This is a genomic window from Pseudomonas sp. MF09156, from assembly GCF_059862305.1.
Genome location: NZ_JCBCUR010000002.1, coordinates 50,582 through 66,232 on the forward strand (window position 1 = coordinate 50,582; position 15,651 = coordinate 66,232).

At 61.8% G+C, this 15,651-nt stretch carries 16 protein-coding genes; 3 read left to right on the forward strand and 13 right to left on the reverse strand.

Annotated elements, in window-relative coordinates; all coding sequences use genetic code 11:
* The first annotated feature begins 23 nt into the window (after positions 1-23).
* Entirely contained in the window at positions 24-815 is a 792-nt protein-coding gene (locus tag AC19YY_RS05950) for a MetQ/NlpA family ABC transporter substrate-binding protein (protein WP_169954112.1), read from the forward strand.
* Between the two features lie 125 nt (positions 816-940).
* Here the strand turns inward: AC19YY_RS05950 and AC19YY_RS05955 are convergent, their stop codons facing one another.
* The 5 genes from AC19YY_RS05955 to AC19YY_RS05975 are packed head-to-tail and all read right to left on the reverse strand — an operon-like array spanning position 941 to position 4,849.
* A complete protein-coding gene (locus AC19YY_RS05955) occupies positions 941-1,576 on the reverse strand; it encodes an SCO family protein (protein WP_169954111.1) in 636 nt (211 codons plus the stop codon).
* Positions 1,573-2,472: a heme o synthase gene (gene cyoE / locus AC19YY_RS05960; RefSeq protein ID WP_169954110.1), complete on the reverse strand. Its 900-nt coding sequence runs from the start codon at positions 2,470-2,472 to the stop codon at positions 1,573-1,575. The genes AC19YY_RS05955 and cyoE overlap by 4 nt, the downstream gene beginning before the upstream one ends.
* The gene (locus AC19YY_RS05965) at positions 2,460-3,539 is read right to left on the reverse strand and encodes a COX15/CtaA family protein (protein ID WP_169954109.1); all 1,080 of its coding nucleotides are present in this window, start codon (positions 3,537-3,539) and stop codon (positions 2,460-2,462) included. Before AC19YY_RS05965 ends, cyoE begins: the two co-directional genes overlap by 13 nt.
* Positions 3,540-3,549: 10 nt before the next feature.
* Entirely contained in the window at positions 3,550-4,143 is a 594-nt protein-coding gene (locus AC19YY_RS05970) for a PA_0111/PP_0108 family redox-active disulfide protein (RefSeq protein ID WP_500603958.1), read from the reverse strand.
* On the reverse strand, positions 4,109-4,849 hold the full coding sequence (locus tag AC19YY_RS05975; protein WP_500603959.1) for an SURF1 family protein: 741 nt from the start codon (positions 4,847-4,849) through the stop codon (positions 4,109-4,111). Before AC19YY_RS05975 ends, AC19YY_RS05970 begins: the two co-directional genes overlap by 35 nt.
* Before the next feature lie 84 nt (positions 4,850-4,933).
* Between AC19YY_RS05975 and AC19YY_RS05980 the strand changes: the two genes are divergently transcribed.
* Positions 4,934-5,137: a twin transmembrane helix small protein gene (locus tag AC19YY_RS05980; RefSeq protein WP_017528731.1), complete on the forward strand. Its 204-nt coding sequence runs from the start codon at positions 4,934-4,936 to the stop codon at positions 5,135-5,137.
* Positions 5,138-5,141: 4 nt separating this feature from the next.
* Here AC19YY_RS05980 and AC19YY_RS05985 read toward each other — a convergent pair whose 3' ends face one another.
* The 4 genes from AC19YY_RS05985 to coxB form a co-directional block, all read right to left on the reverse strand.
* Positions 5,142-6,029, reverse strand: a complete 888-nt coding sequence (locus AC19YY_RS05985) for a cytochrome c oxidase subunit 3 (protein ID WP_169954106.1) — start codon at positions 6,027-6,029, stop codon at positions 5,142-5,144.
* 34 nt (positions 6,030-6,063) lie between these two features.
* A complete protein-coding gene (locus AC19YY_RS05990; protein WP_057439257.1) occupies positions 6,064-6,615 on the reverse strand; it encodes a cytochrome c oxidase assembly protein in 552 nt (183 codons plus the stop codon).
* Positions 6,616-6,735: 120 nt separating this feature from the next.
* Positions 6,736-8,325, reverse strand: a complete 1,590-nt coding sequence (ctaD, locus tag AC19YY_RS05995) for a cytochrome c oxidase subunit I (RefSeq protein WP_038444815.1) — start codon at positions 8,323-8,325, stop codon at positions 6,736-6,738.
* Between the two features lie 58 nt (positions 8,326-8,383).
* Entirely contained in the window at positions 8,384-9,511 is a 1,128-nt protein-coding gene (gene coxB / locus AC19YY_RS06000; protein ID WP_169954105.1) for a cytochrome c oxidase subunit II, read from the reverse strand.
* Between the two features lie 367 nt (positions 9,512-9,878).
* Between coxB and AC19YY_RS06005 the strand changes: the two genes are divergently transcribed.
* The gene (locus AC19YY_RS06005; RefSeq protein WP_169954104.1) at positions 9,879-10,526 is read left to right on the forward strand and encodes a hypothetical protein; all 648 of its coding nucleotides are present in this window, start codon (positions 9,879-9,881) and stop codon (positions 10,524-10,526) included.
* Between the two features lie 86 nt (positions 10,527-10,612).
* On the opposite strand, the gene AC19YY_RS06010 is transcribed toward AC19YY_RS06005, so the two are convergent.
* The 4 genes from AC19YY_RS06010 to AC19YY_RS06025 all read right to left on the reverse strand — a co-directional run bounded on the left by AC19YY_RS06010 (position 10,613) and on the right by AC19YY_RS06025 (position 15,644).
* Positions 10,613-12,160: a SulP family inorganic anion transporter gene (locus AC19YY_RS06010; RefSeq protein ID WP_169954103.1), complete on the reverse strand. Its 1,548-nt coding sequence runs from the start codon at positions 12,158-12,160 to the stop codon at positions 10,613-10,615.
* Positions 12,161-12,245: 85 nt separating this feature from the next.
* The gene (locus tag AC19YY_RS06015) at positions 12,246-12,977 is read right to left on the reverse strand and encodes a carbonic anhydrase (protein ID WP_057957895.1); all 732 of its coding nucleotides are present in this window, start codon (positions 12,975-12,977) and stop codon (positions 12,246-12,248) included.
* Positions 12,978-13,208: 231 nt separating this feature from the next.
* The gene (locus AC19YY_RS06020; RefSeq protein WP_500603960.1) at positions 13,209-14,267 is read right to left on the reverse strand and encodes a PA0069 family radical SAM protein; all 1,059 of its coding nucleotides are present in this window, start codon (positions 14,265-14,267) and stop codon (positions 13,209-13,211) included.
* An 81-nt stretch (positions 14,268-14,348) separates the two neighbouring features.
* The gene (locus tag AC19YY_RS06025) at positions 14,349-15,644 is read right to left on the reverse strand and encodes a c-type cytochrome (protein ID WP_169954101.1); all 1,296 of its coding nucleotides are present in this window, start codon (positions 15,642-15,644) and stop codon (positions 14,349-14,351) included.
* Positions 15,645-15,651 lie beyond the last annotated feature (7 nt).

Sequence of the window (15,651 nt, forward strand, 5' to 3'; positions counted from 1 at the left end):
TGCCCGAACAAGGAGCTTGTTGGATGAAAAAACTACTGGTTGCTTTCGCCGCGGTTGCCGCATTTTCCGCCCACGCCGCCGAGACCCTGACGGTCGCCGCGACCCCGGTGCCGCACGCTGAGATCCTTGAGTTCGTGAAGCCGGCCCTGGCCGCGCAAGGCGTGGACCTGAAGGTCAAGGTGTTCACCGACTACGTGCAGCCGAACGTACAAGTGGCCGAAAAACGCCTGGACGCCAACTTCTTCCAGCACCAGCCGTACCTGGATGAGTTCAACAAGGCCAAGGGCACCCACCTGGTGAGCGTCGCCGGCGTGCACCTGGAGCCGCTGGGCGCGTACTCCAGCAAGTACAAGAGCCTGGCCGAGCTGCCGAACGGCGCCAACGTGGTGATCCCCAACGACGCCACCAACGGCGGCCGCGCGCTGTTGCTGCTGGCCAGCAAGGGCCTGATCACCTTGAAGAACCCGACCGATATCCTGTCGACCATCAAGGACATCACCGGCAACGAAAAAGGCCTGAAATTCCGCGAACTGGAAGCCGCCACCCTGCCGCGCGTGCTGACCCAGGTCGACCTGGCCCTGATCAACACCAACTACGCCCTGGAAGCCAAGCTGGACCCGTCCAAGGATGCCCTGGCGATCGAAGGCAACGACTCGCCTTACGTCAATATCCTGGTGACCCGCGAGGACAACAAGGATTCGGACGCGGTGCAAAAACTGGTCAAAGCCCTGCACACTCCGGAAGTGAAGAAATTCATCAACGAGAAGTACAAAGGCGCGATCCTGCCGGCGTTTGATCTGAAAGACGATCTCTGAAGCCGAGCAAAGCAAAATGTGGGAGCTGGCTTGCCTGCGATCGCGGTGGGTCAGCAACCAAGAGGCTGGCTGACCTGGCGCTATCGCAGGCAAGCCAGGTCCCACACTTGATCTGTGTTGTCAGCTCAGTTGCGCTGCAACAACCCCGGCAACTGCGCCACCAGCTTCTGGTTGTTCAACGGCGCACGGATAAACCCGCGCTGGCTGCCATCCGGGCCGATCAATGCCAGGTTGCCGCTGTGGTCGACGGTGTAGTTCGGCTTGCTGGTGTCGGCCGGAATGAACGGAATGCTCACCGCATTCGAGACCTTCTGCACATCCTCCACATTCGCCCCGGTCAACCCTGCAAATTGCGGATCGAAGTAGCTCAGGTATTGCTTGAGCTGGGTCGGGGTATCGCGATGCGGGTCAACGCTGACCAGGATCACCTGCAGCTTATCCACCACGTCCTTGGGCAGCTCGCTCTTGATCTGCCGCAGTTGGGCCAGGGTGGTCGGGCAGATATCCGGGCAGAAGGTGTAGCCAAAGAACAGCACGCTCCACTTGCCCTTCAACTCATTGACCAGCACCGGCTGGCCGTCCTGGTTGGTCATGGTCACGGGCGGCAGCTGGCGGCTTTGCGGCAGCAGGATAATGCCCGCGTCGATCAATGCCGTAGGGTCGCCCTGGCCCTTGCCAGACAGCACTTTGTTGACGGTCAGGCCCATGATCAACGCCACGACGGCCACCAGGATAAAGACAGTTTTTTGAGTTCGAGTCATAGGTTCAACAATAAGTAGTGGTCTACGAGCAGGGCGATAAATAGCAAAAACAGGTACCAGATAGAGTACTTGAAGGTATTGATCGCCGCGTGCGGCCGACTGCCACGGTACAGCACCCAGGCCCATTGCAGAAAGCGCGCACCCAGAACCAGCGCACAACCGAGGTACAACAGCCCGCTCATGTGGATCACATAGGGCATCAGGCTCACCGCCAGCAGCGCGAAGGTGTACAGCAGGATATGCACCTTGGTGTAGTGCTCGCCGTGGGTCACCGGCAGCATCGGGATATCGGCCTTGGCGTACTCCTCCTTGCGATGGATGGCCAGGGCCCAGAAGTGCGGCGGGGTCCAGGCGAAGATGATCAGCACCAGCAGCAACGGCTCGGCGCTCACATGGCCGGTGACCGCCACCCAGCCGAGCAACGGTGGCGCCGCGCCGGCCAGGCCGCCGATCACGATGTTCTGCGGTGTCGCGCGCTTGAGAAAGCCGGTGTAGATCACCGCATAGCCCAGCAGCGAGGCCAGGGTCAGCCAGGCCGCCAACGGGTTGGTAAACGCCAGCAGCAACGCCAGCCCGGCCACCGCCAGCGCCAGGGCAAACGTCAGCGCGGCAGCCGGGGAAACCCGGCCTTCAGCCAACGGCCGCTTGTGGGTGCGCGCCATCAGCGCGTCGATGCGCCGGTCCACCACATGGTTGACCGCTGCGGCGCCACCGGCACACAGGGCAATCCCCAGGTTGCCGAAGATCAGCACCGGCCACGGCACCCCGGCGCGGGTGGCGAGAAACATGCCCACCAGCGACGTAATCAGCATCAGCACCACCACCTTGGGCTTGGTCAGCTCCAGGTAGTCACGCCAGATAGCCTGGCCGGGACGCTCGCCAATCAAGGTCGCCATGGCATCTCTCCTTTAAGGGTGATCAGGCCCGCAACCTGTTTGCGCGGGCTGAAGCGCCAACCGAACGGCACTTGGTGGCGGACCCGCACCAGGCTGGTACGGGCGTGGTAATTGACCAGCACCAGGGTCAGCAACAACGCTGCGCCGCCGGCGTTATGGGCGACCGCCACCGGCAGCGGCAAATGAAAGTACACATTGCTCAGGCCCAGGCCGATCTGCACGGCCAGGGCAACCAGCAGCAGGCCCGCCAGGCGGGTCATGCCCACCGCCTTGAGCTGCCAGGCCAGGCCCAGCAGCGCCACAGTCACCACCAGCGCGCCCAGGCGATGGGTCAGGTGAATCGCCGTGCGTGCATCACTGTCCAGTTGCCCGCCCAGGTAGTTGGGCCCGATATGCTGGGTCAGGTGAAAGCCATTGGCAAAGTCCGCTGCCGGCCACCACTCACCATGACAGGTCGGCAAATCGATACAGGCCACCGCCGCATAGTTGGAGCTGACCCAGCCACCGAGGGCGATCTGCCCGATCACCAGCACCAGGCCGGCCGTGGCCCAATACTGCAGGCGCCGGGGCACGATCAGCGCCGGCAACACCCCGGACAAACGCAGGGTCAGCAGAAACAACAGGCTCAAGGTCGCGAAGCCACCCAGTAAATGCCCGGTGACGACCTGCGGCCACAGCTTGAGCGTCACCGTCCACATGCCAAAGGCCGCCTGGGCGAGCACCACCGCCAGCAGAAACAACGGCAGCTTCAAGGGCTGCCCCGGATGCCGGCGATGAGTCCAGGCGCGGGTGGCCAACAGCGCGATCAGCAGCCCCAGGGTGCCTGCTGCATAGCGATGGATCATCTCGTTCCAGCCCTTGTCGGCCTCCACCGGCGTGTCCGGGAAGTGCAACTCGGCATGGGCCAACTGGGCCTCGCTTTTCGGCACGCTGATAAAGCCGTAGCAACCCGGCCAGTCCGGGCAACCGAGGCCGGCATGGGTCAGGCGCGTGTAGGCGCCCAAAAGCACCACAATCAGAGCCAGCAGGGTGGCAAACAGCGCGAGGCGAAATCCAGGTTTGGCCATGACGATGCCCTTATCCGATATTCGACAGTTTCAGCAGGTGGCGCAGGTCGTTGAGCAGATCCTTGCCCTTGACCCGCGCGTCATAGCGCAGCACCAGGTTGCCGTGGGGGTCGACGATCCACAGTTGCGCATCGCCCGGCGCGGCAGCGTTTTGCTTGAAGGTCGGCAGGTCCAGGGGCAAACGCTGCAACTGCGGATACTCGGCCTTCAACTTGGCCTCATACTCGGCGCCGACCGGCTGCGCACTGGCCAGGGCATGGCTGGCACGGGACGCATCGCGCCCCAGGCCGATCTGCAACTGGCGCGCGAGGTAGACCAGTTGCTGGCAATCGGTGGCGCAGGCCGCGGGCGCGGTGACCAGCAATTGCCAGCGGTCCTCGTCGGCCTGCACGCCGATATCGCTGCGGGTCTGGCCATTGCCGATCATTTCGCCATGATCGCTGCGGTTGTCCGGCACCCAGAACTGCCACTTGTACATCAGGGTCGCCAGCACCATCGGGCCGATCACCATCAGCAGGATCAGGATCAGTTGCCAGCGCCCCTTGCTGCGGTTGGGCGCCGCTGGCGTGTCAGACATGTTGAGTGGATTCATGGCCGCTCCCATGGTGCTTCTCCCTTGCGTTGTGCCAGCCGAGGTAGAGGTAAAGGCCCAGCAGCGCCAGTGCCATGGCGAACCACTGCACGACATACCCCAGGTGTTTTTCCGGGCCCATGGCCACAACTGGCCACTGGGTTTCATAGGTCGCCGGGCCCGCTTCGGCCCGTAGCTCAAAGGCAAAGCCGCTGCGCTCCAACTCGGCCCACAGCGCCTGCGGGTGCAGCGCCGTCAGCAGGCGTGGCCATTTGGCGGCGGCTGGGTCGGCGTGTAGCTGGAACGTCTCGCCGGGGGCGACATACACCCAGGCGTTGATATTCAAAGGCTGGTCGGGGGTGGTGAAAGCTGGCGGCGTGCGCCGGTCCGGCCAAGGCAGCCAGCCGCGATTGAGCAACAGCCACTGGCCGCTGGTCTGGTCATGAAAGGGTTGCAGCAACTCGACGCCGGCCTTGCCGTCGCGCATGCGGTTATCCAGCAGCACGCTGTGCGCGGCGTCGAACTGCCCGCGCAACTGCACGCGGCGAAAGGCCGGATCCGCCACCGTCTCCAGTTGCGCAACGCTGATGGGCTGCGCCGCCCGGCGTTCGGCATAACTCTGGAGCAGTGCCTGTTTTTCCTGACCACGGGATAACTGCCAAAAGCCCAGGAACACCATCAGCGGTAGCAGCACCAGCACCACCAGGGTCGGGGCAATCCCGGGGCGAAAGCGTTTCATGGCGTTACCGCGAAGGTCGATGTTGTGCTGGCTATACTGAATCTCATTGCCCGCCCCTCAAAATAAGAGCCCTGGAGCCTGACCATGCTCAAAGCCGCTATCGCCCTGATGCTGATCGCTACCGTTGTGAGCCTGTTCAGTGGCTTGTTCTTCCTGGTCAAGGACGAGGGCCACTCCAATCGCCTCGTCACCGCCTTGACCGTGCGTGTAGTACTGGCCGTGATCACCCTGGCGCTGATCACCTGGGGGTTCTTCAGCGGCCAGCTGGTTTCCCACGCCCCCTGGTAAATCGCTACAGCACGTAGACGAAGAAAAACAGACCGATCCACACCACGTCGACAAAGTGCCAATACCAACTGGCCGCCTCGAAACCGAACTGGTGCTCGGCATTGAAATGCCCCTTGAGGATGCGCATCAGCATCACGAACAAAATGATCGTGCCGATGGTCACGTGGGCGCCGTGAAAGCCGGTCAGCATGAAGAACGTCGCGCCATACACCCCCGAGCCCAGCGTCAGGCCCAGTTCTTTATAGGCGTGGATATATTCCTCGGCCTGGAACCCGAGGAACGCCAACCCCAGCAACACGGTGATCGCCAGCCAGATCTTCAGCGCACCGCGATGCCCCTTGCGCAGGGCATGGTGGGCGATGGTGATGGTCACGCTGGAACTCACCAGCAAGATGGTGTTGACCAATGGCAGGCCCCACGGGCTGATGGTGCCTTCCGGCGCCGGGAACAGCTTGGGGTCCGGGTTGTTGAGCAGCGGCCAGGCAAACTCGAAATTGGGCCACAGCATATGGGCAATGCCCTTGGAGCCTTCACCGGCCAGCCACGGCGCCGACATATGCCGCACATAGAACAGCGCGCCAAAGAACGCGATAAAAAACATCACCTCGGAAAAGATGAACCAGGTCATGCCCCAGCGGAATGAGCGGTCCATCTGCGCGCTGTACAACCCGGCGCGGCTTTCTTTGATCACCGCGCCAAACCAGCCAAACATCATGTAGGCCAGCAGCAGGCTGCCGACGAAAAAGATCAGCGGGCCGTGGGATTCCGGGCGAGCCGCCTTGAGGTCGTTGAACCACACACCCAGGCCATACACGGTGATCAACAGCCCAAACGTGGCAATTATTGGCCATTTGCTTTGCGCTGGTACGTAGTACGTATCATGAGTCGACATGTATCCATTCTCCTAATCGAGCCCGCAGGCACGCCTAGCCGCCGGTATGGACAGCCACGGGCGGTTGGCGCGCAGTGATATCGAACAGCGTGTACGCCAGGGTCAAATGCTTCACATCCTTGGGCATGTCGCGATCGACAATGAAGCGCACCGGCATCTCGATGCGCTCTCCCGGCTGCAGCACTTGCTGGGTGAAGCAAAAGCACTCGGTCTTGTGGAAGTACATCGCCGCTTCGGCCGGGGAAATACTCGGGATCGCCTGGGCGGTCATCGGCTTGTCGGTGGGGTTGAAGGCCACGAACACCATCTCGTTGACCGCACCGGGGTGGACCACGATTTCGTCGGCCCTGGAGTGAAATTCCCAGACCATATCGATGGCATTGGTCGACAGGAACTGCACCCGTATCTGACGTGACGGATCGACCACCTGCGAGCCTTCGTACTGCCCCGCGGTCTTGCCGTTGATGCCGAACGCCTTGCACATCACGTCGTAGATCGGCACCAGGGCAAAACCGAAGGCGAACATCGCCAACACCAGGATCAGCAGGCGCGTGACCAGGCGGTTGAGGGGGACGGAGTCAGCCATGGCGCCCACCTGGGCGAGCTGGCTTCGCGATGAGGCCCTCAAGCTCTGCAGGGGTCTTGAGGCCGCCATCGCGGGCAAGCCCGCTCCCACAGGGGATCGGGAGTGTTTTCATGACCGGGCTCATTTGACCTCCGGCGGCGTGGTGAAGGTGTGATACGGCGCCGGCGAAGGAATGCTCCACTCCAGCCCTTCGGCGCCATCCCACGGCTTGGCCGGCGCCGGCTTACCGCCCCGGATGCACTTGATCACGATAAACAGGAAGAAGATCTGCGTGGCGCCGAACATAAAGGCGCCAATCGACGACACCATGTTGAAGTCGGCGAACTGCAGGTTGTAGTCCGGCACCCGCCGTGGCATGCCGGCCAGCCCCACGAAGTGCATCGGGAAGAACGCCATGTTCATCCCCACGAACGACAGCCAGAAGTGCAGCTTGCCCAGGGTTTCGTCGTACATATGGCCGGTCCATTTCGGCAGCCAGTAGTAAGCCGAGGCGAAGATCCCGAAGATCGCTCCAGGCACCAGTACGTAATGGAAATGCGCCACCACAAAGTAGGTGTCGTGGTACTGGAAGTCCGCTGGGGCAATCGCCAGCATCAGCCCGGAAAAGCCGCCGATGGTGAACAGGATCACAAAGGCCACGGCAAACAGCATGGGCGTCTCGAACGTCAGCGAGCCTTGCCACATGGTGCTGACCCAGTTGAACACCTTGACCCCGGTGGGCACCGCGATCAGCAGGGTGGCGTACATGAAGAACAGCTCGCCCACCAGCGGAATACCCACCACGAACATGTGGTGCGCCCACACGATAAACGACAGGAACGCGATGCTCGCCGTGGCGTAGACCATCGAGGTGTAGCCAAACAGCGGCTTGCGCGAAAAGGTCGGGATGATCGAGCTGACGGCACCGAAGGCCGGCAGGATCATGATGTACACCTCAGGATGGCCGAAGAACCAGAACACATGCTGGAACAACACCGGGTCACCACCGCCGGCAGCGCTGAAGAAGCTGGTGCCGAAGTGGATATCCATCAGCATCATCGTCACGCAACCGGCCAGCACCGGCATCACCGCAATCAGCAGGAAGGCGGTGATCAGCCAGGTCCAGACGAACAGCGGCATCTTCATCAGGGTCATGCCCGGTGCGCGCAGGTTGAGGATGGTGGCGACCACGTTGATCGCGCCCATGATCGAGCTGATACCCATCAGGTGGATGGCAAAGATAAAGAACGTCACGCTTTCCGGGGCGTAGGTGGTGGAAAGCGGCGCGTAGAAGGTCCAGCCAAAATTCGGCCCGCCACCGGGGGTGAACAGGGTCGAGACCAGCAGCAGGAACGCCGCCGGCAGCAGCCAGAAGCTGAAGTTGTTCATGCGCGGCAAGGCCATGTCCGGCGCGCCGATCATCAGTGGGATCATCCAGTTGGCCAGGCCGACAAACGCCGGCATCACCGCGCCAAACACCATGATCAAGCCATGCATGGTGGTCATCTGGTTGAAGAACGCCGGCTCGACGATCTGCAAGCCCGGCTGGAACAACTCGGCACGGATCACCATGGCGAACGAGCCGCCGAGCAGGAACATGGCGAAGCTGAACCACAGGTACATGGTCCCGATGTCTTTGTGGTTGGTGGTCAGCACCCAGCGCATCAGGCCCTTGGCGGGACCGTGGGCGTGGTCAGCGGCATGACCGTGGTCATCGATCACAGTGCTCATGGCCGTTCTCCTGCAAGCGGATGGGCGGGGCGGTTCAGGGCATACGCAATGAAGAGGTTCATTTGCTTTCCGCCTGTTTGATGGCCAGCACGTCTTTGGGCGTGACCATGTCGCCTTTGTTGTTGCCCCAGGCGTTACGCTCGTAGGTCACGACCGCCGCAATATCGACTTCCGACAGTTGTTTGCCAAAGGCCGCCATCGCCGTACCGGGCTTACCGTGGTAGACGATGCTCAGGTGGTCTGCCGCCGGTCCAGTGGCGATTTTCGAGCCTTTGAGCGCCGGGAACATCGGCGGCAGGCCCTGGCCTTCGGCCTGGTGACAGGCCACGCAGGTGGTGTGATAGACCTTGTCGCCACGGGCCACCAGCTCTTCGCGCGTCCATTCTTTAGAGGTCAGCTCCTTGAGCTTGGCGGCTTCCTCCTTGCGCTCGCCAAGCCAGGTTTCGTAGTCGGCCTTGGACTTGACCTCGACCACGATGGGCATGAAGCCGTGATCCTTGCCGCACAGCTCCGCGCACTGGCCACGGTAGATGCCGGGCTTCTCGACCCGGGTCCAGGCCTCGTTGACGAAGCCTGGGATCGCATCGCGCTTGACCGCAAACGCCGGCACCCACCACGAATGGATCACGTCGGCGGCCGTCACCAAAAAGCGCACCTTGGCGCCCACCGGCAGCACCAGCGGTTGGTCGACTTCCAGCAGATAGTGTTCGCCCTTGGTGGCCTGGTTATGGATCTGCTCGGCGGGAGTGGCCAGGTTGCTGAAGAACTCGACGTCCTGGCCCAGGTACTTGTAGTGCCACTTCCACTGGTAGCCGGTGACCTGGATATCGATATCCGATTCACTGCTGTCGTAGATGTTGATCAGGGTCTTGGTCGCCGGAATGGCCATGGCGACGAGGATCAGCAAGGGCACCACCGTCCAGAGAATCTCGACCGTCGTGCTTTCGTGGAACTTGGCCGCCACCTGGCCCGTGGAGCGTCGATGCACAATCATCGACCAGAACATGGCGCCAAACACGATGATGCCGATCACCACACAGATCCAGAAAATGGTCATGTGCAGGTCGAACACGGCGTGACTGACTTCAGTGGCCCCTGGTGCCATATTCACCGTCCAGGCGGCTTGCGCCTGGCTGAATACTGACCACAAGAGTAAGCCCATCCAAACATGTGGATGTCGCGTCATTGCGGGTTCCCCTTATCGTTCTTGTTATCCCGCCGGTTTGCACCTGCGGCCAAGGGGGCGGCTTCCAAACTGCTTACATCCGCCAAGCCTTGCCTGCCTAATGCAGTCGGGCGTCATCAGCTAATTGCGTACAAACCCGAGTATAGACAGCGACTGCGACCCCGCAATGTGTGGGGACAAATCAGTAAAAAGAGACGAACGGCATTGGCCGGCCAGCAGATTCAGGGCCTATCCGACGAACGATGGCATTTCGATATAACAGCGGCGCATAACCATGAAATAATTATGACAAATGCGTCTTAGGGGCTCGTATAAACGAGCTACCTTATGCAATCCCCTTTCCTACGCCCGTATTCCTGGAGCTTTCATGAACACCGCCGCATTGCGCGAGCAGATTTCCCGTGCCCATCAACACGAAGCGTCCACCGGCCAATTGGCTAAACAACTGGACGCACAGTTGCCACACCTGCACTCGGCCATTTCCCTGGCCGACGGTGATCGCAATGCCGTGATGACGCGTTTCGTCACCGCCTACATCGACCAGGTCCCGGACCTGCTGGACGCCGCCAACGACGTGGCCCGGGAAGCCGGGATTGAAAGCCAGATCAAGCCGGTGCTGAAAATCGCCGAGCATTTCTTTCTACAGCCGCCGGCGATCCTGACGGCCCATGAAGGCCTCAACGGCCTGTTGGACGAGGCCTACCTGGCCCACCGACTGGTGGAAGAAGTAAACGATCTGTATATCAAGCATTTCGGCCAGCCGTTGATTCCGGCAGACACCACCGTTGCCAACGTGATTGCCCACCAACTGATCGGCGAAGATTTCGCCAATCAGCTGGATGAAGCCGTGCACCTGGCGGTGGATGAAATGCTCAATGAAGAGAGCTTCGCCCTGGAGTCCGTCGAGGCCTATCGCGAACAGCTCAAGAGCCCGGCAACGGAAGCGGCGTGGAAGCGCTGGCCGTGCCTGTCGCGCCAGTTGGGCGTGGAGTTGGAGCTGGATCAGCCAGCCTGAATTTCCGGCCTGGCGTAGAACAAAGTGTGGGAGCGGGCAAGTCGAATCGTCGCACCGCCGCTCCCACATTTTTTTATCCGGTTTCGTCAGCCCACTGACGGGGCCGAACCAATCCGCGTCGTGGTACGTATCCGCCCTTCCAACCTGCGCTTCAACCCGCGCGCCTCGATCACCAACTTCGAGCCCTTGGCTGCATTGGCCCGCCCCCATTCCTCCAGCAATTCCAGGCACGAGTGATCCACGTAGCTCAGGTTATTGAGCGGCACATGCACCGTGGTCCCCGCAGGCACCGTCGCCAGCACCTGGGTCAATGCGGGCACTTTGAGAAAGGTCGCCGCACCGGTCAATCGCAACTCCATCTCACCGTCCTGGGGCAGGTCGATCAGGCTGACTTTCAACCGTGAAGCCTTCCACGCCAGTTTGACCAGGGTCAGGCCGAAGCCCACCAGCACTCCCGTCAGCAAATCGGTGAAGATGATCGCCAGGGCCGTGGCGGCGTAGGTGAACATCGGCATCCGGCCATAACGCGCCAGGCCACGGAACGCCTTGAGGTCCACCAGCTTGATGCCGGTGTACACCAGCACCCCCGCCAGGCTCGCCACCGGAATACTTTGCAGCACGCTCGACAACAGCAATACGAAGGCCAGTAGCCAAAGGCCGTGGAACATCGCCGACAAGCGCGTGGTTGCCCCCGCCTGGACGTTGGCCGAACTGCGCACGATCACCCCGGTCATGGGCAATGCGCCTACCAGGCCGCATAGCATGTTGCCTACACCCTGGGCGGACAATTCCTTGTCGAAGTCCGAACGCTGACCGTTGTGCATACGGTCCACAGCCGCCGCCGAAAGCAACGTTTCGGCACTGGCGATAAAGGCTACCGCGAAGGCCGCGATCAACAGGTTGGGGTCGGCCAGGTTCAGCAGGTCGCTGGGGCGCAACCAATCAATGGCATCGGCGAGGTTTTCCGGCACCTCCACGCGCTTGACCTGCAAGGCCAGCGCCAGGCTGGTCACAGTCGCCAGGCCCACGCCAAGCAATGCGCCGGGGACAAAACGCAGCTTTTGCGGGCGAAACCGGTCCCACAACCACATCACCAGCATGGTCGCCAAGCCCAGCAGGCCGGCTTGCCAACCGAGCCCGCCACCCAGGCTGGGAATGGCCTGGGCCACTGCGGCGGGGAAGCCCGCGAGGTTATCCAGCCCCGAAGGCTTGGGCGCCCCATCGAGCATCACATGCACTTGCGACAGGACGATCAACACCCCGATCCCCGCCAGCATGCCGTAGACCACCGCCGGCGCCGTCACCCGGAACCAGCAGCCCAGGCGCAGGCGCCCGGCCACCAGTTGCAGGAAACCCGCCAACAGCAGGATCGGCCCGAGCATCAGCATGCCGTGCTGGCGCACCAGTTCGAACACCAACACCGCCAGGCCCGCCGCCGGGCCGCTGACTTGCAGGGGCGAACCGGCCAGCCAGCCCACCACCAGGCCACCGATAATCCCGGTGATCAGGCCCTTGGCCGGTGGCATCCCGGATGCAATGGCGATCCCCATGCACAGGGGCAAGGCCACCAGAAACACCACCACCGAAGCCAACAGCTCCCGTGGCAGCACTGTTTTTAATTGAGCTGCACGCATGATGACTCTCCCGAGGCATTCGCCGGGCGTGGCAAGGCCTGGCTGCATCCATGGCAGCCATCGCATTACCCGGCAGGGGATTGTTTTAGAAGCGCGCTTTGGGCGTCGCCGAAGGGATCGGTCCGGACCCGCTCAGCGGCCGGAACGTGGCCTGGTCCGCATCGTAGGCTTTGATCTCGCTGGTCTCGATGTTGTAGATCCAGCCGTGGATGAACAAATGGCCGTTGGCCATGCGCGAAGCCACAGAGGGGTGGGTGCGCAAGTGTTGCAACTGGGCGATGACGTTTTCTTCGGTCAGCACCTGCATGCTTTCGCCTTCATTGGCGCAATCACAGTTGTCCTGGACCATGGTCTTGGCGACCTCGGCGTGGCGCAGCCAGGCTTTGACCGTGGGCATTTTTTCCAGGCTCTGGGGGTTGAGCACGGCCCGCATGGCGCCACAATCGGAGTGGCCGCAAACGATGATGTGCTGCACGCCAAGCGCCAGCACCGCGTACTCGATGGCCGTGGACACACCGCCGTTCATCTGCCCGTAAGGCGGCACGACGTTACCCACGTTACGGGTGACGAACAAATCGCCCGGGGAGCTCTGGGTGATCAGTTCCGGAACAATGCGCGAGTCGGCACAGGTGATAAACATCGCCCGTGGGCTCTGGGCCGTGGCGAGTTTCTTGAAGAGCTCTTCCTGCTGGGGAAAGACCTCGTTATGGAAATGCAAAAAGCCATCAACGATGTGCTGCAGCGCTGCATCGGCGGACTCCGCCTCGTGAGGGGCTGAAGCCGACGCAGCCAACGGCTGTTTATCCTTGTCACTCATGATTCATCCTCGTGGTTGGGGCAGGAGAGTCTTGCAGTTGAGGTCGACGCGCGATCACCGGGAAACAACACATGCAAACCACCCAGCCAGCGCCGCCGACCCATCAGTCACTCGATGAACAAGGTACCTGCCGAAACTTAACTCAAACTGAATCAACCGCTCTATCTCGCGGGTTTCAGTGATATCAAAACGCGACCACCCTGGCCGGGAAACCCGCGCATTTGTATCAGTCTACAACAAAGCCAGCTGCCTGCCGGGTGGACAGAATGCACTGCAATCGAGATTGAAGCCCTCACGCCGGTCAAGCCCCAAACGCTTGATCGCCTTGGCAAATCGTTGCGCCAGCAGGTCGGCAAACGGTCCTTCACCGCGCATGCGCACACCGAAGCGGCTGTCATAGACTTCGCCACCGCGCACCTGGCGTACCAGGCTCATCACATGGGCCGCCCGTTGCGGGTAATGGGCCGCCAACCACTCCTCGAACAGCGGCGCCACCTCAAGGGGCAGGCGCAGCATCATATAGGCGGCGCTCTGCGCCCCGGCGGCATGGGCCTCGACGAGCAGGCTTTCCAGTTCGCTGTCGTTGATCATCGGAATCATCGGCGAGCACAGCACGCCTACCGGGATCCCTGCCTCGCGCATCACCCGGATCGCCCGCAGCCGCGCCTTGGGCGCCGCTGCACGAGGTTCCAGGATGCGCTTGAGTTCGTCGTCCAGGCTAGTAAGGCTGATCATCACCGCCACCAGCCGCTGGCGGGCCAGTTCGGTGAGCAGGTCAAGGTCACGCAGGATCAACGAACCCTTGGTCACGATAGTCACCGGGTGGCGATAGCGCAGCAGCACTTGCAGGGTTTGCCGGGTGATCTGGTACTCGCGCTCGATGGGCTGGTACGGGTCCGTGTTGGAGCCCAGGTTGATCGGCGCGCACACATAACCGGGCTTGGACAATTGTTGCTCCAGCACCTGGGCGGCGTTGCTCTTGGCGATCAGCTTGGTTTCAAAATCCAGGCCCGGGGACATGTCCCAATAGGCATGGCTGGGCCGCGCATAACAATAAATGCAACCGTGCTCACACCCCCGGTAAGGGTTGATGGAGCGGTCGAACGGCAGGTCCGGCGAGGTGTTGCGGGTGATGATGGTCTTTGCCGTCTCGATGCGCACTTCGGTGCCCTGGGTCGGCGGCACTTCCTGATACCAGCCGTCATCCTCGGCCACACTCACCGTGGGCGCGAAGCGATTGTGCAGGTTGGTGGCGGTGCCTCGCCCGCGCGGCGGCAGAGGAGTGGACATGAAAGCGCCTCGATACTGTTTTTATATACAGTATCGAGGCGCAGCGTATCTGACCAGTGCCGTTGGGCGGCAAAGGCAAAATCAGTGACTCGTCACTTGCCCCAGATCGTCGCCCGAGGTGGTGTGTTTATCGCTTTTGCGCAGGTCGGCCACGTCACCAGCCTTCACCGGCGCGCCCTGGTTACCCCAGCTGCCCCGAATAAAGCTGACCACATCCGCCACTTCCTGATCCGACAAGCGCCAGGCAAAGGCCGGCATGGTGAATGTAGAAGGCGCTGCGTGTGTGGCCGGCAGGGTTCCACCATTCAACACAATGTTGATCAACGATGTGGCATCCGCCGTCTGCAACACCGGGTTGCCCGCCAGCGCCGGGAACACCCGGGTGTAGCCATGGCCATCGGTGCGATGGCAGGCCGCGCAGTTGTCGATGTACACCGCAGCGCCCGGCTGGCTGTCATCGCCTTTCCATAAAGCCTCGGCCACCTGCTTGTCGTACTGGTGCGGCTGATCCTTGGGATCGACTGCCGGCAGGCTCTTGAGGTAACGGGCGATAGCGGTCAGGTCGTCTTCAGACATGTACTGCATGCTGTGGACTACAACGTCGCTCATGCCGCCAAACACGGCGCTGCGATCACTGCGGCCGGTCTTGAGAAACTGCACCAGTTGCTCTTCGCTCCAACTGCCCAGGCCATCCTTGTGGTCACCGCGCAGGCTTTTGGCGATCCAGCCTTCCAGGGGCGCACTGCCGGACAGGAACGCCGCACCTTGCGACGCGCTCAGGGCCTTTTCCTGCATGGTCAGGGCCCGCGGGGTATGGCAGGCGCCACAGTGACCGAGGCCTTCCACCAGGTAGGCGCCACGGCTGATCACCGGGTCGGCATCGGCCGGGGCCTGATAGCCCGCCACCTCGGGCGCAAACATCCAACGCCATGCCGCCAGGGGCCAGCGCATGCTCAAGGGCCAGGGAATATCACTGTCCTGGTTCGCCTGGGCGACCGGTTCCACGCCTTTCATAAAGTACGCATACAGCGCCTGCATGTCGGTTTCGCTGACACGTGCGTAAGACGGGTAAGGCATCGCCGGGTAAAGGGTACTACCGCTTTTGGCGACGCCATGGCGCACGGCCTTGTCGAAATCTTCAAAGCTGTAGTCCCCCAGGCCGGTTTTGTCCGGGGTGATGTTGGTGGAGTAGATCACGCCGATCGGGGTTTCCATCGCCAGGCCACCGGCAAACGGCTTGCCGCCCTTGGCGGTGTGGCAGGCCACGCAGTCACCGGCGCGAGCCAGGTATTCGCCCTGTTTGACCAGATCAGTTTCAGCGGCGCTCACCGAGCAACTGCTGAACAGGGCCAGGGTTGCGATAACAAATGCTTTCATAGTCGTC